14 protein-coding genes, 1 tRNA gene and 1 other RNA gene are annotated in these 21,579 nt (G+C 51.6%); 12 read left to right on the top strand and 4 right to left on the bottom strand.

Annotated features, from left to right (window positions below):
- Positions 1-116 precede the first annotated feature (116 nt).
- The 4 genes from ACT3XD_RS15400 to betI all read right to left on the bottom strand — a co-directional run bounded on the left by ACT3XD_RS15400 (position 117) and on the right by betI (position 6,712).
- A complete protein-coding gene (locus tag ACT3XD_RS15400) occupies positions 117-2,606 on the bottom strand; it encodes an acyl-CoA dehydrogenase (RefSeq protein WP_192538987.1) in 2,490 nt (829 codons plus the stop codon).
- 278 nt (positions 2,607-2,884) lie between these two features.
- Positions 2,885-4,558: a choline dehydrogenase gene (gene betA, locus ACT3XD_RS15395; RefSeq protein ID WP_192538988.1), complete on the bottom strand. Its 1,674-nt coding sequence runs from the start codon at positions 4,556-4,558 to the stop codon at positions 2,885-2,887.
- Between the two features lie 50 nt (positions 4,559-4,608).
- Complete coding sequence (gene betB / locus ACT3XD_RS15390) at positions 4,609-6,078, bottom strand: betaine-aldehyde dehydrogenase (protein ID WP_192538998.1); 1,470 nt, start codon at positions 6,076-6,078, stop codon at positions 4,609-4,611.
- Between the two features lie 19 nt (positions 6,079-6,097).
- Positions 6,098-6,712 carry a transcriptional regulator BetI gene (gene betI / locus ACT3XD_RS15385; protein ID WP_192538989.1) on the bottom strand — a complete coding sequence of 205 codons (615 nt, stop codon included), beginning with the start codon at positions 6,710-6,712 and terminating at the stop codon, positions 6,098-6,100.
- A 190-nt stretch (positions 6,713-6,902) separates the two neighbouring features.
- On the opposite strand from betI, the gene ACT3XD_RS15380 reads away from it, so the two are divergent.
- The 12 genes from ACT3XD_RS15380 to pglX all read left to right on the top strand — a co-directional run.
- Positions 6,903-7,835: a choline ABC transporter substrate-binding protein gene (locus ACT3XD_RS15380; RefSeq protein ID WP_192538990.1), complete on the top strand. Its 933-nt coding sequence runs from the start codon at positions 6,903-6,905 to the stop codon at positions 7,833-7,835.
- Between the two features lie 91 nt (positions 7,836-7,926).
- Positions 7,927-8,003 (top strand) — tRNA-Met (locus tag ACT3XD_RS15375).
- Positions 8,004-8,054: 51 nt separating this feature from the next.
- Positions 8,055-8,151: signal recognition particle sRNA small type (gene ffs / locus ACT3XD_RS15370), an RNA gene on the top strand.
- A gap of 124 nt (positions 8,152-8,275) precedes the next feature.
- Entirely contained in the window at positions 8,276-8,899 is a 624-nt protein-coding gene (locus ACT3XD_RS15365) for a TnsA endonuclease N-terminal domain-containing protein (protein WP_192538991.1), read from the top strand.
- An 8-nt stretch (positions 8,900-8,907) separates the two neighbouring features.
- Positions 8,908-10,803 carry an integrase catalytic domain-containing protein gene (locus tag ACT3XD_RS15360; protein WP_192538992.1) on the top strand — a complete coding sequence of 632 codons (1,896 nt, stop codon included), beginning with the start codon at positions 8,908-8,910 and terminating at the stop codon, positions 10,801-10,803.
- Entirely contained in the window at positions 10,803-11,822 is a 1,020-nt protein-coding gene (locus tag ACT3XD_RS15355; protein ID WP_192538993.1) for a TniB family NTP-binding protein, read from the top strand. Before ACT3XD_RS15360 ends, ACT3XD_RS15355 begins: the two co-directional genes overlap by 1 nt.
- Before the next feature lie 144 nt (positions 11,823-11,966).
- Positions 11,967-12,284 (top strand): helix-turn-helix domain-containing protein, encoded by a 318-nt coding sequence (locus ACT3XD_RS15350; protein WP_009095642.1) that lies wholly within the window; start codon positions 11,967-11,969, stop codon positions 12,282-12,284.
- A 57-nt stretch (positions 12,285-12,341) separates the two neighbouring features.
- Positions 12,342-12,941, top strand: a complete 600-nt coding sequence (locus tag ACT3XD_RS15345; RefSeq protein WP_192538994.1) for a DUF1819 family protein — start codon at positions 12,342-12,344, stop codon at positions 12,939-12,941.
- A gap of 171 nt (positions 12,942-13,112) precedes the next feature.
- Entirely contained in the window at positions 13,113-13,736 is a 624-nt protein-coding gene (locus ACT3XD_RS15340) for a DUF1788 domain-containing protein (RefSeq protein ID WP_225736246.1), read from the top strand.
- A 113-nt stretch (positions 13,737-13,849) separates the two neighbouring features.
- Positions 13,850-17,533, top strand: a complete 3,684-nt coding sequence (gene brxC, locus ACT3XD_RS15335) for a BREX system P-loop protein BrxC (RefSeq protein ID WP_192538995.1) — start codon at positions 13,850-13,852, stop codon at positions 17,531-17,533.
- A 111-nt stretch (positions 17,534-17,644) separates the two neighbouring features.
- The gene (locus ACT3XD_RS15330; protein ID WP_192538996.1) at positions 17,645-19,126 is read left to right on the top strand and encodes an AlbA family DNA-binding domain-containing protein; all 1,482 of its coding nucleotides are present in this window, start codon (positions 17,645-17,647) and stop codon (positions 19,124-19,126) included.
- On the top strand, positions 19,123-21,579 hold a 2,457-nt coding region (pglX, locus tag ACT3XD_RS15325), incomplete at its 3' end, for a BREX-1 system adenine-specific DNA-methyltransferase PglX (protein WP_444280606.1). The genes ACT3XD_RS15330 and pglX, both read left to right, overlap by 4 nt.

Genomic DNA, 21,579 nt, shown 5'->3' with positions numbered 1-21,579 from the left:
TTTTTGGGTAATTGGGATACGCTTTTAGGCGTAGATAAAGATTAAAAAACCGGCTCCATAATGGAGCCGGTTAAGGGCTGTTACGTGAGATTCAGTGCTTATTTGGACACCAATGCTTATTTAGCGTTTTCTGTCTGCTGTTGGTGAATGGGAGCCGCCTTTTTAGCGTTGTGATCAATGAGGGTGTCTTTATTGATAGCAAACGCATCGTAGGCAAAGTCGTCCACCGTCAACATCTCAAGTACCTGGGTTTCGAATTCACGCATAAAGACAGTTTCTTCTTCGCTGATCAGCCCTTTTTCAAAGGCGACTTCAACCCGCGCTTCTGGGTGAAGCGCCGTCTGTGGCAGCTCACCCTTGGCATAGGCCTTGTTAACCGTACGATAGATCGCTTCAGCACGGTCATAGTCGACCAGTAGAGCGTTGTAGCGGGCCAGCGGGTTAGGCTGTTCACCGTCATCGGCATCCCAGGTGTTTTGAAGCAGCTTGGTGCGCAGCGCGCTATGGGTAGAAACACGCTTGGCGATGTCGCGAGCTAAATCATCATGGGGTTTATCCCAACGACGACCGGTAGGCATCACTATCGCATTAAGTACACGGCCTAATGCCCGGTTAGGCAGGTTGTCGAAAATCTCAACAAAGGCTTGTTCGGCGCGGTGTAGCAGAAAGCGGCAGCTGTAGTGGAGCAGAGCGTCTTCACCTTCTACTTTTTCACCTGCCTGCCACTGCTTAAGCACCATGGAGGCTAAGTAAAGGTTTGAGAGCACATCACCCAAACGGGCTGAAAGCATTTCGCGCTTTTTCAGCGCTGAGCCAAGGCTTGCCATGGCGGCGTCGGCACATAGGCCAAATCCGGCGGATAGGCGTGCAATGTCTTGCGCATACGCAGCGGCTGGCCCGTCAAACGGCACGCTTTCCTTACCAAACCCCAGCCCCATGGTGAACGCACGCGCAGCGTTACCGAAAATAAGGCCCGCATGGCTAAAGAAGGCTTTATCAAATGCCTTGATATCATTGGCGTCTTTGGCGGCTAGCTCATCCAGCACGTAGGGATGGCAGCGAATCGCGCCTTGACCAAAGATCATCAGGTTGCGCGTCATGATGTTGGCGCCTTCCACGGTAATCGCAACCGGGTTGGCACTATAGCCAATACCTAAATAGTTACGCGGGCCGAGGGTAACCGCTTTGCCGCCATGCACATCCATCGCGTCGCTTAATAGCACGCGCTGGAATTCGGTCAGCTGGCTTTTGAGAATAGCCGAGGGAACCGCAGGTTTTTCACCATGATCAATCAGGTTAGCCGTTTGATAAACCGTTGCCTGAGAGATATAGGCCAGAGCGGCCATACGGGCTAACGGCTCTTGAACACCTTCCATTTCGGCCACAGGCACGTTGAACTGGCGGCGAACGCGGGTAAAACCACCGCTCCAGCCCAGTGCATAACGGGCGGTACCGGTAGCGCCGGAGGGCAGGGTGATACAGCGGCCGATGGATAAGCACTCCACCAGCATACGCCAGCCCTGGCCAATCATATCTTCGCCGCCGATGATGGTATCCAGCGGTACAAAGACATCCACGCCTTTAATCGGGCCATTCATAAACGGGCTGCCGATCGGGTGGTGACGGCGGCCAATCTCCATACCTTGGGTATCGCGCGGAATTAAGGCAAGGGTAATGCCGCGGTCTTCTTCATTGCCCAGAAGCTTTTCAGGGTCGAATAAACGGAAGGCCAAGCCAACCACGGTGGCAATGGGTGCCAGGGTAATCCAGCGTTTTTCGAACGTTAAGCGAAGGCCAAGTACTTCCTTGCCATCGATGACTTCTTTGCATACCACGCCAACGTCAGGAAGCGACGTGGCATCGGAGCCGGCGCGCGGGCCGGTCAGGCCAAAGCAGGGGATTTCACGGCCGTCGGCCAGGCGAGGCAGGTAGTGGTTTTTCTGTTCTTCGGTACCGTACTTGAGCAGCAACTCGCCCGGGCCGAGCGAGTTGGGGACGCCGACGGTAACCATCAGTGTCTCATTGGCGGAGAGCTTCTGCAGCGCCATGGACTGCGCTTTAGCCGAGAAGCCCAGACCACCGTACTCCTTGGGAATAATCATCCCGAAGAAGCCTTCTTTTTTCAGGTAGTCCCATAGCTGCTGAGGCAAGTCAGCACGCTCCTGGGCGATATCCCAGGCGTTACACATACCGGCCGCTTTGGCACACTGGATGTCCAGAAAGGCTTGTTCGTCTTCGCGCAAGCCCTCATCTGTATAGCTGAGTAGCTTGCTCCACTGGGGCTTGCCTGAAAACAGCTCGCCATCCCAGGAGACGCTCCCCGCTTCAAGCGCCGTACGCTCGGTATCCGAAACTTTGGGGGCTACTTTCTTAAAGATATTAAACACACGCGGCGTGAGCCACTGTTTGCGTAGTGCGGGCAGGCCAGCCGCTGCAACGGCAATGGCGCCGATAAGCAGCACCACGCCGATAAACGTGGCATCAACCAGCAGGCCAACCAACCCCAGTATGCCAAGCAGCGTGAGTGCCGCCGAAGCGCCTGCTTCGCGCCGCATGATTATTAGCAGGCCAACCACGGCAAGAATTACAAGTAGTAGGGTGAGCATAGAACGTCTCCATGTATTATTAGGCGCTGTCCGATTATTATCGTTGCTCAGTCTATCGCGTTAACCAGCTGAGTAGGGCATAAGCGTGAGGTGTATTCGAACAGATGTTTGAATATTGGCAGACCAGCGCCGTTCAGCGCAAGCCACACTGCATTAATACAAGTCACATTTATTAATAGTAGCCTAGTAAAAAAATGCCACGGCCGTAAGCCGTGGCGTTTTGTGAAGTAATCCACCTTCTTTAAGCGCTATTTTTTCAGTACGTTTTTAAACGCCATTTATACCCGTTTGGCCGGTGTGCCGTTGGCGATATGGTAATCGACCTGGGCGGCTGGCAACGGCTCGCGGCCGCGGATGCGGTCAGCGATCTTTTCGGCGAGCATGATCGTCGGCGCGTTCAGGTTGCCGGTGGGAATTATCGGGAACAGCGAGGCATCGACTACGCGTAGTCCTTCCAAGCCGTGTACCCGGCCCTGGCTATCCGTTACCGAAAGCACGTCCTCGCCCATTCGGCAGCTGCCACAAGGGTGATACGCCGTTTCAGCATGCTGTTTGACGAACTCATCAAGCGCTTCGTCGGTGTGTACCTTACCGCCGGGGGCAACCTCGCGGCCTCGATATCGATCGAACGCCGGCTGGGCGATAATCTCGCGGGTCAGGCGAATCGCGTCGCGAAACTCTTGCCAGTCTTTGGCCTTGGACATGTAATTAAACAAAATGCTGGGCGCGGCGTGGGGATCTTTAGAGGTTAGCTTAATGCGCCCGCGGCTTTCAGAGCGCATGGAGCCCACGTGGGCCTGAAATCCATGGGTTTGAACAGCGCTTTTACCGTTATAGCTAATCGCGATGGGTAAAAAGTGGTACTGCAGATTAGGCCACTCTTCTTCATCACGGCTGCGGATAAACGCACACGCTTCAAATTGGTTGCTGGCACCAATCCCCGTTCCTTTGAATAGCCACTCGGCGCCTATCATGGGCTGGTTGTGCCATTTAAGGGCAGGGTAGAGCGAAATGGGCTCTTTACACTCGTATTGTATGTACATCTCCAAATGATCTTGAAGATTTTCACCTACCCCTGGCAGCGCATGAACTACCTCAATACCTAACGACTCGAGCAGCTCGGGATTGCCTACGCCTGAGCGCTGCAGAATTTGCGGTGAGGCAATGGCGCCGCCGCACAGCAGTACTTCTCGCCGGGCACGAGCTGTCTGTGCTTTCCCTTTGCGCTCATAGCGCACGCCCACCGCGCGTTTACCGTCAAACGTAATCACATCGGTAACGGCATGGGTTTTAATGGTCAGGTTGGTGCGCTGTTTGGCGATATCCAGATAGCCCCTTGCCGTGGAGGCGCGCCGCCCCTTGGGCGTAACGAATCGATCCATAGGGCCAAAGCCCTCCTGCTGGTAGCCGTTAACGTCCTGTGTCTCGGGGTAGCCTGCCTGTTTGCCTGCTTCAATAAAGGTTCGATAAAGCGGATTGTTACCGTCTTTGGGTGTGGTAACGCTGACCGGGCCGTCGCCACCGTGGTAATCGTTCGGGCCAATGTCACGGGTTTCCGATTTTTTAAAGTAGGGTAGACAGCTTAAGTAGTTCCAATCTTCCAGGCCGGGCTGCTTGGCCCAGCTATCGTAATCCAGCGCGTTGCCGCGGATGTAGCACATGCCGTTGATCAGTGAAGATCCGCCCAATCCTTTGCCCCGGCCACACTCCATCCGGCGGCCATCCATATAGGGCTCCGGGTCGGTTTCAAACGCCCAGTTGTAGCGCTTTCCCTGGAGTGGAAAGGCAAGTGCTGCTGGCATTTGGGTACGAAAATCGAGCCGATAGTCCGGACCACCGGCTTCCAATAGCAAAACGCTGAAATCGTTATCTTCGGTTAGACGCGTGGCCAGTACGTTCCCCGCTGAGCCAGCGCCGATAATGATGTAGTCGAATTCATGCGATTGCGACATGGTTTCCCCTTGATAGAGAGTTGGATAATCTGCGTGCCTGCTGCTTCGCTTTAAAACACCGACTCAAAGGGGCCCATCTCGATTTGTATCGACTTGGTCTGGGTATAGTGGTTAAGCGTCTCGATACCGTTTTCACGACCAATACCCGACTCTTTATAACCGCCCACCGGCATTTCTGAAGGCGATTCACCCCACGTATTGATCCAGCAAATACCTGCTTCCAGCTGATGAATAACGCGGTGGGCGCAGTTTAAACTTTCGCTAAATACGCCGGCCGCCAGGCCATATTGAGTATCGTTGGCGCGGCGGATCACTTCGGCCTCGTCATCAAAGGCCAGCACCGACATGACTGGCCCAAAAATTTCTTCCTTCACAATGCGCATATCGTCGGTGCAATCGGTAAATACTGTAGGGGCCGCCCAGGCGCCGTTAGCCCAGTGGCCATTCGTCCAGTCTTCACCCCCGACCAATACGCGCGCGCCTTGCTGTTTGCCCAGCGCAATGTAGGAAAGCACCTTCTCCTGATGCTCAAAACTGACCAGCGGGCCGAAGTTCACACTGGGATCCATCGGGTCGCCCGCTTTGATGCGCTTGACGCGCTCCGTCAGCTTGGCTTCAAACGCATCTTTAACACTGCGCTCGATAAATACGCGCGTACCGTTGGTGCAAATTTGGCCGCTGGAGTAGAAATTGGCCATCATGGCTGCATCGGCGGCGCGATCAAGATCTGCATCGGCAAAGACGATCAGCGGTGATTTGCCGCCCAGTTCCATCGTCACGTCTTTAAGCGTGGAGCTTGCCGCTGCGGCCATGACTTTCTTGCCGGTACCTGCTTCGCCGGTAAATGACACTTTGGCAATGTCTGAATGCCCTGTCAGCATCGCGCCCACACGGCCATCGCCTTGCACTACGTTAAACACGCCATCGGGCAGGCCTGCTTCGGTAAAAATCTCGGCGAGTTTGATCGCGCTCAGCGGTGTGACTTCGCTGGGTTTAAACACCACCGCATTACCTGCCGCCAGCGCAGGGGCGGCTTTCCAACAGGCGATCTGAATCGGGTAGTTCCAGGCGCCGATAGCGCCAATAACACCCAGCGGCTCGCGGCGGGTATACACAAACGAGCTGTCGCGCAGCGGGATTTGGCTACCTTCAATGGCGGGCGCCAAACCTGCGTAGTACTCCAGCGCATCAGCGCCAGTCACGATATCAACGCTGGCCGTTTCGCTAATTGGCTTACCGGTATTGCGGGTTTCAAGCTCCGCCAGTTCATCATTGCGCTCGCGGAGCAGGGCAACGGCCTGTCGCAAAATACGCGAGCGCTCCATGCCGGTCATGGCGGCCCATTCACGTTGGCCGTTTTGCGCGGCTTTTACTGCCGCGTCAACATCCTGTTGGCTTGCTTGGCCAATCGTTGCCAGCAGGCTGCCGTCATAAGGATTGGTAACGGTAAAGGTATTGCCAGAGGTAGCGGTGAACGGGCGACCATTAATATACAGAGGCTGTACGTCTTGAGCGGCCATGTTGGTTTCCTTGGTAAGCTTAGTGATCGGATGCAACATGCTGGCATCCGTGATGCGCTAGCAGTTGATCAAGGTAGTGATAGGCAAGGTAGCGAGCTTCATCGGCATCAAGACCTTCGGGCGTTAAAGCACCGCGCAGCCATAAGCCATCAACCATCGCGGCTAGCCCGCGGGCGGCCTTTCGGGCTTCGGCATGAGGTAACACTCGGCGAAACTGATGGCATAAATTGGCGTACAGGCGCCGATCATTGACGTGCTGCAGGCGTTGAAGCATGGGCTTATGCATGCTGCTGGCCCAAAAGGCGAGCCAGGTTTTGGCGGCAGGGCCGGTCACCTGGGTGCGGTCGAAGTTGCCTTCAATAATGGCGCCAATGTGCGCCCTGGGCGAGTCATCATTCAACGCCATACGGCGCACTGAAACGGCTTCAGACAGATCGGACAGAATCTGACGCATGGTGGCTTCCAGCAGACCATCCTTACCGCCAAAATAATGGCTGATAATCCCCGCAGAAACGCCCGCGTGGCGTGCAATCCGCATAATGGTCGCTTCTGCTAATCCCACCTCGTCGATGGCCGCCATGGTGGCATGAATTAACTGCTGGCGGCGTATCGGTTCCATTCCCACCTTGGGCACAGCGATCTCCTAATGACGTTGAATGCCCACCTTGCAACCTAGGATTAGGCATGATTACCTGTCTATCTTAGCTTTTTTTATTGATCGTTCAATCAATAAAAATACACATGCTACATGGAACTGGCGTTTAAAGAAAAAACCTGCACATTTAAGCAATATGTCCATTTAAACAAGTAGAAGGGGAGTGGTAATGAAACACGTCTATTTTTGCGGTTTAAGCGCGCTACTAATGGGAACTGCCGTACCGGCGATGGCTCAGGCGGATGACTGTTCGCGCGTACGTTTTGCAGAAGTTGGCTGGACCGATATTACCGCAACCACTGCTTTGGCAAGTGAAGTGTTAGAGGCGCTGGGCTATGAGCCCAGAGTCGATACGGTGTCCGTCCCGATTGCATATGCGGGCATGCGCAATAATGATTTTGATGTCTTTCTAGGTAATTGGATGCCCTCTATGGCGTCCATCAGTGACCCGTATATTGAAAGTGGCGATGTTGAACGTCTGGTTGCCAATCTTAAAGGCGCTAAATACACGCTGGCCGTTCCGCAGTACGTGTATGATGCAGGGGTAACCTCGGTGAATGATTTAGCGGCCCACGCTGATCAATTTAAACATCGCGTACATGGCATTGAGGCTGGTAACGATGGCAACGAGCTTATTCAGCAGATGATTGATGATAACGCTTACGAGCTGGGCGATTGGCAGGTCGTGGATTCCAGTGAAGCGGGCATGCTTTCTGAGCTTACTACGCGGGTTCCCAATGAAGAGTGGATGGTCTTCTTGGGGTGGGAGCCGCATCCCATGAATACCAATTTTGATATGGCCTACTTATCAGGCGCGGATGACTACTTTGGGCCTGAACTGGGGGGCGCCACGGTGCACACCAATACACGCGCCGGGTTTGTCGAAGCGTGCCCGAACGTAGGTACGCTACTTGGCAATATGACCTTTACGCTGGAAATGGAAAATCAGTTAATGAGTTCGATTATGGATGATGGCGTTGATCCTCGCGCTGCCGCCAATCGCTATTTAAAAGAAAATCACGATTTATTGGAGGCGTGGCTTGAAGGCGTGACGACTCTGGAGGGTGAGCCAGCTCTGCCAGCGGTTCAGGCTGCGCTATAAGCAGGTTATCAGCCAATTCAAAGGCAAGCCTGTTTGCGGCTTGCCTTTTGCATCGAGAATAGGCATAATCTGCACCCGCTGATGTCGGAAAGGCTACGTAGCTCAGCTGGTTAGAGCACATCACTCATAATGATGGGGTCCCCTGTTCAAATCAGGGCGTAGCCACCAAAATCAGCGCCGCAGTACACGTTTAGTTCATGTGTATTGCCATGGTGGCCCCTTAGGTCCTCCCGCAACGCTAAACTGCGAACCCCGCCAGGCCCGGAAGGGAGCAACGGTAGTGGTGGCTGCGTGTGCCGGGATGTGGCTTTTGGGGCCGCCTCCATTTCTGCTGTCGTTTCCGGTCTGTTTTGACATAAATTCCGGTTAAAATGACATAATTTGCGGTTTCTCGTGACATAGCCTATTTTTGTAGTAAACCTACGAAATGGGGTGCTGTCATGTACAGGCGTAAGCTCCGTCATTCCCGTGTAAAGAACCTCTATAAATTTGCTAGCTTCAAAACTGCTACTGCGCACACTGTAGAGTCTTCCCTTGAGTTTGATGCCTGCTACCACTTTGAATACTCTCCCCACGTTAAGTCCTTCATTGCCCAGCCTATGGGTTTCACTTACTCGATTCATGGGAAAACTAACCCCTATACTCCTGATTTTAAGATAATAAATAATAATCAAAAAATAGCCTTTATTGAGATCAAGCCCCATAGTAAAACCCTCCATCCAGAATTTGTTCATAAATTCCAGGCAAAAAAAGAAGCAGCCTGTCAGTTGGGTTTCGAGCTGAGCTTAGTAACTGAGCTTCAAATCAGAAAGTATCCAATCTTGAATAATTATAAGTTGCTACATCGTTACGCTGGTTTTCAAAGCCATTGCGAGTTGTATGATAGTGTTTATGGCCTTGTGAAAGCGCACTCTCCGATTTTCTTGCATGAAATTTGTGCTCTATATGATATTGGTTTCCGCCCTAGAGTTATTCGCTCACTGGTTTCGTTAATAGCCTCTGGGAAATTAAAGGCCAATATATTAGAAAAAGAAATTGGTGACGATTTGCTTCTTTGGGCATGAGGTGACTTATGTTGGAGGATCCTTTTTTTGATGAGTCTTTAGCAGGTATAGGTTTCTCGTATACAGCGTGTAAAAAAAGCCGCGATGAAATTGAGGATGTCGCATTCATTACAATAGATGATCTTGATGAGGAGTGTGCCGATAAAGCTTTGTTCAAGTATAAAGTAGTAAAATTGGTCAATAAGAGGCTTAACGGTGGCTGGACGAAGAAGAACGTAGAGCCAATTATCTATGAATTATATAATGAAGGTGTTATAGACAAAAAGCCTGGGTGGCAAAGCGTAGCTAGATGGAATGCAAAGTATCGTGTCGATAAAAATTTGCTTTGCTTGGTTGATAGAAGAGCGATAAAAAATAATTTTTGTGATTTTAATTCTTTCTCAAAAGACACTTTCTTTTGGGACGCAATCGAAAAGAAATATCTTACACGCGTGAGGGGGTCTGTTGCGACCACTTATCAGTTTTATAAGGATTTAATATTAGTCCATAATAATGAAAATCCAGATGATCAGTTTGAAGCGGTTGGGCGAAGTGCCTTTTACGATAGAGTTAAAAAGCTTCCACCTTATATTTGTGACTTGAAGCGTTATGGCAAGCGATATGCGGATAAAAAATATCGATTGGTCAATAGTTTTACAAAATCTACTAGAGTGATGGAGCGTGTTGAAATTGATCATACTGCTCTTGATTTGATCTTGCTTGATGATACCTTGAACACACCTATTGGAAGGCCATTTATAACTGTCTTGATTGATACATTTAGTAAATGTATCGTGGGTTTTTATTTAAGCTTTAGAGGGCCAAGCTATAATTCTGTAAGGTGTGCAGTATTAAATGCGTGCTTGGATAAAAAAGACTTGTTGGAAAAATATCCAGACATCGAAAAAGATTGGCCATGTCAAGGACGTATTGAAACACTTGTCGTTGATAACGGCGCAGAGTTTTGGTCGAAAGATCTTGAGAGATTTTCTGCCTCAATAGGAATGAGCGTTGAGTACAATCCAGTTGGAAAACCGTGGAAGAAACCTTTAGTCGAGAGAATATTTAACACCTACAATACAGAGTTTATTCATCAGATACCGGGAAAAACTTTCTCAAGTGCAAAAGATTTAGAAGGTTATGAGCCCGAGAAAGATGCGTTATTACCATTTTCCAGGTTTTTACATCTGCTTCATATATGGGTTGTAGATATTTATAATCAGCAGCCAAATAAACGTAGAACCAATATACCTGCTTTATCTTGGCAGATTGGGTGTCAAAATTTTCCACCGGTTGTTTACCAAGGTGCTGAAAAACAAAGATTTAAAATCGAAAGTTTTCCTACCGTCTATCGCGATTTACGACCAATTGGTATAGAAGTGGATCATATCAGCTATAGCAGCGAAATGTTGGTGGAGTTCAGAAAACATCACCCACCGCCCCCCGGTCAGAAAAAACATAAGCTTTGTGTTAAGCGAGACCCGTCTGATGTTTCTTTTGTGTATGTATTCTTACCTAGTTTGGAGAAGTATGTCAAAGTTAATGCTACTAGCCAGGAGTTTCAGTTAGATGGTGTCTCTATTTTCCAGTACCAAGTTATGAGAAGGTTGTGGAATAATCATATCGAAATTAATACCGATCATGAGGGGCTTGCCCTTGCAAATATGAAGCTCAGCGAGAGAATGGATGATATAAGGGAAAATGCTTTAGTCAAGAAGAGAAGTAGCCTAAAAGGAATGAAAAGCGTTGCTGCTTTCATAGGCGTGGATAGTGAGAGTGATGTGACTTTTGAAAGTGTGCATCGTGACATGAAAAGTAGAGATAACGCTATGTATGATTCTTCAGGAGGCGGCTTAACGGATTCAAAGAAAATTGAGTTTATTGATGATTGGCACGATATTGCTGATGATGTGGAGCCTTATTAATGAGCAACATACTGTCTGAAGCTAAATGTAGTCAGTTAATTGGTTTTAGAAACTGTTTTGTCCAACATGCAGCTTTAATACAGGCGATGAGTTCTTTGAATCGATTGAAGAATAATCAATTATTAGGCGGAGAGCAGCAGTGTATGTTGCTGTTAGGAGATACAGGGACTGGTAAAAGTAAATTAATCAATGAGTTTTATTCGGCATTTCCAAGCTACAGAGAGGGCGATGTTCTAGTAAAGCCAGTACTCGTTTCGCGCATACCAAGCAAGCCTGATGTTGAAAAAATGATGATTCAATTGTTGAGCGATTTGGGGCATTTTGGCTCGGAAGCAAGAAGAGGTAGTCGTCGTGAAACGGGTTTAGCAGAAGCATTAGTCAAAGTATTAAAGAAATGCAAAACACAAATAATTATCATCAATGAGTTTCAAGAGCTAATAGAGTTTAAGTCGGTTGAAGATCGTCAACGTGTTGCCAATAGACTTAAGTTGATCAGCGAGCAGGCTTGTATACCTATCGTTTTAGTAGGTATGCCCTGGGCTTCTGAAATATCTAACGAGCCTCAATGGGCCTCACGATTAATGTGTTCAATTGAACTGCCGTATTTTAAAATTTTTAAACAAAGCGATCGTGTAGAGTTTGTTAGATTTTTAAAAGGCTTGGCGCTAAGGATGGGCTTTCATGAACCGCCGCCACTTCATAGTGATGAGATACTCTTTCCACTTTTTTCTGCAACGCGAGGTGAGGTAAGAAAAATCAAACACATTCTCGATGAGGTTCTTTTTTTAGCCTTGTCGCAGGGAGATAATACTGTTCATAAGCAGCATTTTGTTGATGTTTTGGATAACGTTTTTTTTGATAAAGATAATCCATTCAAGCTGCCTATTGATGATGTCCCACTGAGCGAAGTATCTCGATATGCATCTTATAATCGCTACTCATCGGTTGAGTCTGAGACTTTTATAGGGACTCAGTTTGGTCGGAAAATTTCGACTAGAGAATTATTTTCTAAAAATTAGCAAATTACCGAAAAAATTTCCTTTTGTTAAATCAAAATGATAGCACTTTCAAAACATTATTGCATTCTTGCTAAGAATCTCTTAGCATATTTTTGTGTCATCTTGCGCTAGCCTAACGGCTTTCCAAGTAGCGATGGTGTTTTCATGGACAGTCCGCTTCCAGATCGCTTGAGAGCCGCCAGGCAAGCAGCGGGTATGACACAAAGGCAGTTGGGTGAATACCTCGGCATGGAGCCGAATTTGGCGAGTGCGCGTATGACGCAGTATGAAAAGGGGCAGCATGCGCCCAATTTCCAGTTGCTGAAGAGGCTTTCAGAGGCACTAGAGGTGCCGATTCCCTATTTTTTCTGCGAAGACGATACCGTGGCAGAATTGATCCTTGAGTTAGATAAACTCGACCCTGCAGAACGCCAACGCTTGTTGGAACAGCTTAAAAAGGGCAGTGCGCCTAGCGAAAGCTGATCTCGTTACTGATCAGCCGCCTGCAACTCCAACGTAATTGACCTTGATGAGCACCTTTTGACTTCTTTCAGCTACAATTCTGACCTGATCGGCGGTGGACTGATGGTGCGCGAAAGCCGTGCCGTTGCCGATTTGCTGCTGTCTGATGCCGATGAAGAGCAGTGGCACCAGGCAATCATCATTGATAACCGCCTCCAGAAGAACCGTCCCGCTACTGCTAAACGTGCTGGGCAAGCTATTCGTAAGCGCTTAGAGAAGCTGGAGCCACCGTTTTGGCAAGCGCTGCGCGATGGCGACGACCAGGTCGCCACGCAGGTGTCTTTCTGTGCAACTATGGCGCGTAATCTGTTGCTCGTTGAATTTCTTGAAAGTGTCGTCACTGATGCATTTTTAACTCAGGCGGAGGCGCTCCAGGCCTACCAATGGGATGAGTTTTTAGCTGAGCGTGCCCACCGCGATGAAGCAATAGCAGGGTGGGCGGAAAGCTCTAGACGTAAAATGGGGCAGGTGGTGTACCGTATGTTGGCCGACGTCGGCGTATTGGCATCCAGTCGCTCGCGCAAGTTACAGCCCTTGCTGCTGCGGCCAGAAGTAAAAAGCTTGCTTGAAACCTACCAGCACGAACGACTACAAACATGTTGTCGCCGGCTGCGGTAATATTCATGTTGCCTTCTTAACCTCGTTCTTTTCTTTAAAACCGTGCTCACGTCAAAACACGACTAAGTAGACCTTGCAACACAGGTGTCTAGCGGCATAGTCTTACCCAATCAGCTTTCTGTATTAGAAAAAGCTTTGCATCAAACATGCTAGACACAGGGACGCATCCGCATGTCACAGAGCAATCACTACCCACCCCCCAGCGGTTTTAGCCACTACGAGGATGATCAGCTACGGGCACGGTTGAACCAAGTCGCTGAGAAAATCACTCGGCCCGATTTTTTAGCGGGCCAGGGGCTGGGTAACGAAATTGGCTTTTGGATTTTTGATTACGCCCCTGAACATGAACTCCAGGTGCGTGCCTACTTGAATTTCCTCCCCTCGTTAATGGCACGCCAGCACCCCGACATTAAAATAGCGCAGGTCAATCTGCTGGAAGTGCTAAAGGATTACCTGGCCGAGCGCGGCTTCCTAGACAAAGCCATTGCCATGCAAAAAAGCAAAGGCGATGCAGCACTGCTGAAGGCGCTGCGTGGGCCGCTGCACATGGACAAATTCGCCCCGTACCTCATCCGACACTCTTTGTCGCACGAGCCTGATATCGTCTTGCTCACCGGTGTCGGCAGCCTATGGCCCATGGTGCGTGCGCACAGCTTGCTAAATGCTCTACACGGGCCGCTTGGCCATAAACCATTGGTGCTCTTCTACCCAGGCCGTTACGACGGGCAAACGATGTCGCTGTTTAAGCAGATCAAAAGCAATAACTACTACCGTGCGTTTGCGCTTGTTCCCTAGCGCAACAGATGACGTCATGCCGTCTATTACGTTCGCTTGGTGAGTAGTGGTCTTTGATATCGCTTTACCTCTCAGCCTGAAACACCCAGGGTTTAAACATTTACAGGACAGATATGCACATTCAAGAGCTCTTCCTCAAACCGCTTAGCCGGTCAATCAACGGCGTGGTCAAAGCCGACCAGCGTGACCAGGAAACCATCTACCAAGAGCTGGATGAGTATGTCGTCACCAACGAGTTAGAAAAGCACTTTCGCGCTTTTTTTGAATCTTACACCACCCCTTTAGATGACCCCTCCATCGCCAACCGCGTGGGCGTTTGGGTGAGTGGCTTCTTTGGTTCAGGTAAATCGCATTTTTTGAAAACGCTCTCTTATCTGCTGGAAAATAAAGAAGCGTTTGATGCCAACGGACAAGCCAAGCGAGCCGCTGATTTTTTTGATGAGCAAAAGCTGGTAGACGGCTCTATCCGGGCAGACATTAACAAGGCCGTTCGTGAACCTGCCCACGTGGTGCTGTTCAACATCGACAGCAAGGCCAGCTCGAATGACGACGGCAACCCCATCCTGAACGTCTTCCTGCGCGTGTTTAACGAGCACCAAGGCTTTAGCTCTGATTACCCGCACATTGCTCATATGGAGCGCCACCTAGAAAAACGCGGTGTGTATGAGCGTTTTAAGCAGGCCTTTAACGAGGCCAGTGGTGTGGTGTGGGAAGACGAGCGGGACGGCTATCAGTTCTACCAGGACGATATCGAGCATGCGATTGGGGCGGCGCTCGATCTCTCTCCTGAAGCGGCGCATAAATGGTTTGAGGAATCTGAAACCAACTTCAGCGTTTCGGTAGAGAACTTCTGCCACTGGGTGAAAGAGTTTTTGGAGTCGCAGTCAGCGACCCAGCGCATGGTGTTCATGGTGGATGAAGTTGGCCAGTTCATTGGTAGCGACACACGCTTAATGTTGACTCTGCAAACGCTCACCGAAAACCTGGGCACGATTTGCGGTGGGCGTGCCTGGATCGTGGTCACCTCCCAGGCGGATATGGATGCCGTGCTAGGCGAAATGACCGCCTCAAAAGCCAACGATTTTTCCAAAATCGCCGGACGCTTCAAAACCCGCTTATCGCTCTCAAGCTCCAACTCTGACGAAGTGATCCGTAAGCGCCTGCTGGTGAAAACCGACCCGGCACGCGCCGAGCTTGAAGGCGTGTTTGAGGCCAAAGGCTCCATTCTGCGTAACCAACTGACCTTTGACCGCTCTGGCCCCACGCTAAAAAACATCGAAGGCGTGGAAAGCTTTATCGCCAATTACCCCTTTGTGCCGTACCACTTCCAGTTGGTGCAAAAAGTCTTTGAAGAGATCCGCAAGGTAGGGGCGACGGGCGCTCACTTAGCCTATGGCGAGCGCTCCATGCTCGATGCGTTCCACATGGCCGCCAAAGCCGTGCAGGAGAAAGCGATTGGCGCGCTAGTACCAATGCACTGCTTCTACACAGCGGTAGAAGGTTTTCTCGATACAGCGGTGAAGCGCACCATTGATCAGGCCAGCGAAAACCCCGTGTTAGAGGCGTTTGATGTCGAAACCCTACGCACGCTGTTTATGATCCGCTATGTGGATCTGGTGAAGGGTACGGTCGATAACCTGGTGACGCTCTCACTGACCCAAATCGACGATGACCGCATAGCCATTCGGGAGCAGCTGGAAGCGACCCTGGCACGGCTGGAAAAAGAGAGCCTGATAACCCGTAACGGTGATGAGTACCAGTTCCTCACCAATGAAGAGCGTGACATCACCCGTAAGATCAAAGCCACGGAAGTCACCAGCAGCGACGAGAACAAAGAGCTTTCCAGCCTGATCTTCAAAGACTCGTTTCGTGACCGCAACAAATACCGCTATCCGGTCAACAAAACCGACTATAGCATTGGCCGCTACCTGGATGGCCACACCCTGGATGGCCGCTATCAAAGCCAGCTAAGGGTAGAGGTAGTCTCGCCGCTGGACGTGGAGTACGTACAGCTAAGCGAAGCAGGCTGCATTCACAAAAGCGGCGATAACGGCGGGCAGGTGCTGATTAAGCTGCCCGACGATAAGCGCTTTACCGATGAACTGCGTACCCTGCTGAAAACCGATAAGTTTATTCGCCTGAACCTATCGGCCAACGACCACAGCGTAGAGCGCATTCTGGCCGACCGTGGCCGTGAAAACCAAGAGCGTAAAAAACGCCTGCGGGTACGCCTGGAAGAGATGCTGCTGGATGCCGATGTGTACGCGCTCGGGCAAAAGCTCGATCTCAACCGCAACCAGTTGAATACCCGCTTGGATGAGGCCTGCCGCTACCTGCTGGAAAACACCTACAACAAGCTGAGCCAGCTCACGGCGCTTAGCCCGGAGCCGATGCGAGAGCTGCAGGCCGTATTAACCGCCGATGACCTGGGCACCCAGAACCTCAACCTGGATGGTGAAGAGGGCAACGCTCAAGCGGTGAAAGAGGTAGAGCAGTATATCTCGCTGCATGGCGGCGAACCGGTGCCGCTGAACCCGCTGATTGAGCGCTTCAGCAATCGACCTTTCGGCTGGCCGGAAGGCGAAACGCTGCTGATTCTGGGCCGCCTGCATGCCGCTGGGCGCTTAACCTTCCACACCGCTGGCCCTGCGCTCAACGGTAAAGAAGCCTTTGAGCTACTCAACAACGCCCGCCGCCGCAGTGAAGTCCGCCTCCAGAAAAAGCGCCAAACCGAAGATGCGGTGCTCAACAAAGCCCGTAACCTCACCAAAGAGCTGTTTGGCCAGCTAGGCCCCACCAGTGAAAAAGAGCTGTTTACCTATTACGTAGACCGCTTATCCCACTGGCGGCGGGAGCTAGAAGCGTATAAAAGCAAAACCGACGTGGGCAACTTCCCCGGTCGCAATGCCATTGACAACTCACTGCGGGAAGTGGAGCGTCTGCTGCGCCTGGACGACAGCTTCGACTTCTTCAAAACCGTCGCCAGCCAGCAAGACACGCTGCTCGATGTTGAAGAAGACTACCGCGATCTCAACGACTTCTTTACTAAGCAGCTCACCACCTGGCAGCAGCTAGAACAAGCGCTCAACCGGTTTGCGGTGAACCGCCTAGAGCTTGAGAAAAACACCCAGGCCCAGCAAGCGCTGGCCGAGTGTGAGCGTATTTACCGCGCCGAAGCACCCTACGCCATGCTCAACAAGGTGGATGGCTTAGTACGTACGCTGAATGAGATTAACAGCGGCCTCGTGGATGAAAAACGCCAGCACGCCATTGCCCGTATCGACACGCGCATTGCCAAGGTGAGCGCTGAAATTGCCAAAAGCGGCATTGGCACCGCCGAGCTCAGCAACCGCTTGCTGCACCCGCTGCAGCAGCTTAAAGCCTCGGTCAGTCAATCGGTCAGCGTCGCGCAAATCTACCAGCTGCAAACCGAAACTGCCGTCGAGTTAGAAGAAGAAAGCTTGGATGCGCTTCACAACGCCCAGGCTGAGGCGGCCAAGCGGCAGCCGCCTGCGCCTGCGGGAAACACCACAACACCGGCACCAACATCAGAGAACCCCAAGCCAGTCCCACAAACGGCATCACGTGATAAAACGTACGACCCGCACACCGAAACAGCACCGGCGGCGGTAAATGCCCCCAAACCCGTGGCAAGAGTGCGTGTAAGCGACGTACTCAGCCGCGTGCATAGTGGGGTGTACCTGGAAAGCCAAGCGGAAGTCGATGCGTTTATGGACGAGCTGAGAAAAGAGCTGGAAGGGTCACTTTCAGCGGGCAAACGGGTACAGGTGCGTTAGTGTTCGAACGATTTTTGTTGACACGGGCAATATGCCTGTTCACTGCCGTCCCGTGTCCTGGGACGCGGGACAGCGAAGCGGAAAGAAACATGAAAAGTCAACGAGACACCTATGACCACCGCGACCATTGAACAGCGCCTAAGCGAGCCAGAAGGCAAGCAGCTTGAGTTCAAGCGCGACCTATCATCGCCTAAGCCACTGATGAAAACACTGGTTGCCTTCGCCAATACGGCCGGTGGCCAGTTGATCATTGGTGTTGACGATGATGGCACCGTGCTAGGCGTGGATGATCCGCTGGATATGGAAGAGCGCCTGACCAGCATGATCGCGGATGCTATTCACCCCCGGCTACTGCCTAATATTGAACTGGTGAGCGTGGGCGAACATACCCTGGTGTGTATTGAGGTGTTTTTGAGTAGCGCACGCCCACACTTTTTCAAAGCGCTTGGCGAAGAAAATGGTGTGCTGGTGCGACTTGGTTCTAGCAATCGGCAGGCGGGGCTGGCCCTCATTCAAGAAATGCAGCGCCAAGCGAGCGGAACCACCTTTGACGTTCAGCTCATGCCTGAGCTGAGCCGTGACGACCTTGACCAAAACGCCATACAGCAAGCCTTTCGCAGCGAACAACTGCTTGATGACAATAAGCTTCGCACGTTACGGCTACTTGTCTCTTATCAAGGTCGCCTAGTACCCAGCGTGGGCGGAATTTTGCTGTTTGGCCGCGAGCGCCAATGGCACTTTGAAGATGCTTGGATTCAGTGCGGGCGTTTTCGCGGTAACGATAAGGTCGAGATTTTCGACCAGACAGATATTCACGCGCCGTTACCCCAAGCGGTTGATGACATCGAGCTGTTTCTCAAAAAACATGCTTTCAAGCAGGCAGAGTTTGGCGCCATGCGTCGCCGCGATGTGTGGAGTATCCCGCTGACCATCCTGCGTGAAGCGATTATTAACGCCTTGGTACACAGCGACTACTCCCAAAGGGGCAGCCCTATACGCATTGCGTTTTTTGATGACCGTATCGAGATTGAAAGCCCAGGGCTATTGATGCCCGGCATGACGATTGAAGACATGAAACGCGGCGTTTCGATGATTCGCAACCCAGTGATTGCCCGCGTATTTCGTGAGCTTGGGCTGATAGAGCAGTGGGGCAGCGGTGTGAAGCGTATTTTCTCGGAAGCCCAAGTCCAAGGGCTGCCTGAACCGCATATTGAAGAAATTGCCAACCGCGTGCGTTTGAGTATTCGGCTGGCAACGCCGGTTTCTATCCAGCAGTCAGCTTCAGTGACCCAGGCTGAGTCAGTGCAGTCAGAGTCACGGCTAGAGTCACGGCTAGAGTCACGGCTAGAGTCAGCGCTGGCAGCCAGAGTGCTGTTGATACTGCAGCAGGAGCCGCTGGGTAAAGCTGCCATAGCGCGTGAGCTGGGTCACAAGGGCGTTTCCGGTGAGCTCAATAAACAAGTAGGCAATTTACGCCAGCAGCAGCTGATTGAAATGACGCTGCCCGAAAAGCCCAATAGCCGCCTTCAACAATACCGCTTAACGCCTAAAGGCCAGCGCTTTTTGCAAGACACTTTCAAGGATTCACAATGAACACCGCCAACATCAAAAAATACGCCCCCAAAGCCCGCGCCCGCTTTATCGACACCATGACGCGCCAGGCGGCTCGTGTGGGCATTAGCCCAGATGGCAAAGGCGGTGTGGTGATTGCCCCCCTGGAGCAAAAGGGCGATGTGTTGGTGATGACCGCTCAGGATGGCCAAACCCACACCGTGCCCGCCCACCTGAAAGGCGCACGGGAAGCGCTGGCCGCGTGGGTGCAGCGCGATGGCTTTACCCAAGCGATAGAGCAGGCCGCCTATAGCTGGTTCAACCGCCTGTGCGCCATTCGCTATATGGAGATTCACGGCTACCTAGACCACGGCCGCCGCGTGCTGAGCGGGGCAGGGGGCGAAGCCGGGCAGTTCCAGATTCTGGAGGAATGCTTAGAGGTAGACCTGCCAGGGCTGGACACCGCCCGCGTGCGCGAACTCAAGCTCGACGGCACCCAGGATGAAACCCTCTACCGCGAGCTGCTACTCGCCCAGTGCCACGCCCTGCACGCCGCCATGCCGTTTCTGTTCGAACCCTTGGACGACGCCAGCGAGCTGCTGCTGCCGGATAACCTCACCAAGACCGACTCTCTGATCCGTGAGCTGGTCGAGGCGATTCCCGAGGAAGACTGGCAAGATGTAGAAGTGATCGGCTGGCTCTACCAGTTCTACATCAGTGAGAAAAAAGACCAAGTGATCGGTAAGGTGGTGAAAAGCGAAGACATTCCCGCCGCCACCCAGCTATTCACCCCCAACTGGATCGTTCAATACCTGGTGCAGAACTCGGTAGGCCGCCAGTGGCTGCAAACCTACCCCACATCAACGCTCAAGGCCGAGATGCCGTACTACATCGAGCCCGCCGAGCAGGAGCCTGAGGTGCAGGCACAGCTGGATGCCATCACCCCGGCCAGCATCGACCCCGAGACCATTAAGGTACTCGACCCCGCCTGCGGCTCCGGCCATATCCTGGTCGAGGCCTACAACGTGCTGAAGGCCATCTACGAAGAGCGTGGCTACCGTACCCGCGACATCCCCAAGCTGATTCTGGAAAACAACCTGTTCGGCCTGGACATCGACGACCGCGCTGCCCAGCTCGCCGGCTTCGCGCTGCTGATGAAGGCCCGCGAAGACGACCGCCGGATCTTCGCAAGAGGTGTCCGCCTCAACGTAATGGCCCTGCAGAGCACCCAGCACCTGGATGCCAGCACCCTGTGGCGTGACCTCAACCTCACCGGTGACTGGCACCAGGGCCAGTCGCAGAACCTGTTTGAGAGCGAGCAGAAGGAGCTCTCCAGCAACGCTGGCCCTGATAACAACAGTACCTACAAGGCCATCGTCGATCTGATCGAGCGCTTCCAGGACGCCAAGACCTTCGGCTCCCTGATCGAGGTACCCAACAGCTTCGAAACTCCGCTTAAGACCCTGCTGGAGGAGATCACCGAGCTCGCCGACAGCGGCGATATCCTACAAAAGACCGCAGCCAGGCAGCTGATTCCAATCGTGCAGCAGGCGTGGGTATTGGCGCAGCGGTATGATGCAGTTATTGCCAATCCGCCCTATATGGGCAGTAAGGGGATGAACAAGGCACTAAAGGACTACGCCAAAAAAGCATACCCCAACAGCAAGTCAGATTTGTTTGCCATCTTTATGGAACACGCTTTCAGCCTTCTGGCGCCGCTTGGCTACAATGCCCAGATCAATATGCAGTCGTGGATGTTCCTTTCCAGTTACGAAAAGCTTCGTGAATGGCTCCTGAAGCATACAACTATCATCACAATGGCGCACCTTGGTGGAAGAGCGTTCGACAGTATTAGCGGGGAGGTCGTCTCAGCTACCGCTTTTGTAATGGAGAAAATGGCTAAACCTGATCACTTCGGTTCATATTTACGGCTAGTAGATGGGAAGTCTGAGGATGAGAAAAAACTTGCACTTCGAGAGGCCATTAGAAATCGAGAATGTGGGTGGCTTCATGAGTCCAAGCCAGATGATTTCAAGAAAATCCCGGGGAACCCAATTGCCTACTGGATTAGCAACACGCTGCGAGATATTTTTTCAGAAAAAAAGCGCATCCAAGATATTGCTCACCCATGCGCCGGTTTGCAAACAAGTGATAATGATAGATTTCTAAGGCTGTGGCATGAACCAAGTTTTAATAGACTGGGGATGGGGTGCAGTAGTAGGGAAGCATCTGTATCATCTGGGAAAAAATGGTTCCCATGCACTAAAGGAGGAAGCTTTAAGCGATGGTATGGGAATAACTATTTTGTGGTAAATTGGGAGAATGACGGTGAGGAACTTTTTGAATTTGCCAAAAGCCTCTACGGATCTCCAACAAGAATAATAAAGAATGCCAGTAAATACTTTCTCAGCGGCTTAACATGGTCCAGCATTTCGTCAGCTTTTTCTATGCGGTTTTGTGAAGCTGGATTTATTTTTGAAACCAAAGGGTCCATG

This window comes from Halomonas sp. AOP7-B1-5 (genome assembly GCF_052353045.1).
GTDB lineage: Bacteria > Pseudomonadota > Gammaproteobacteria > Pseudomonadales > Halomonadaceae > Vreelandella > Vreelandella colorata.
This window is presented reverse-complemented; position numbering and strand designations above follow the sequence as displayed.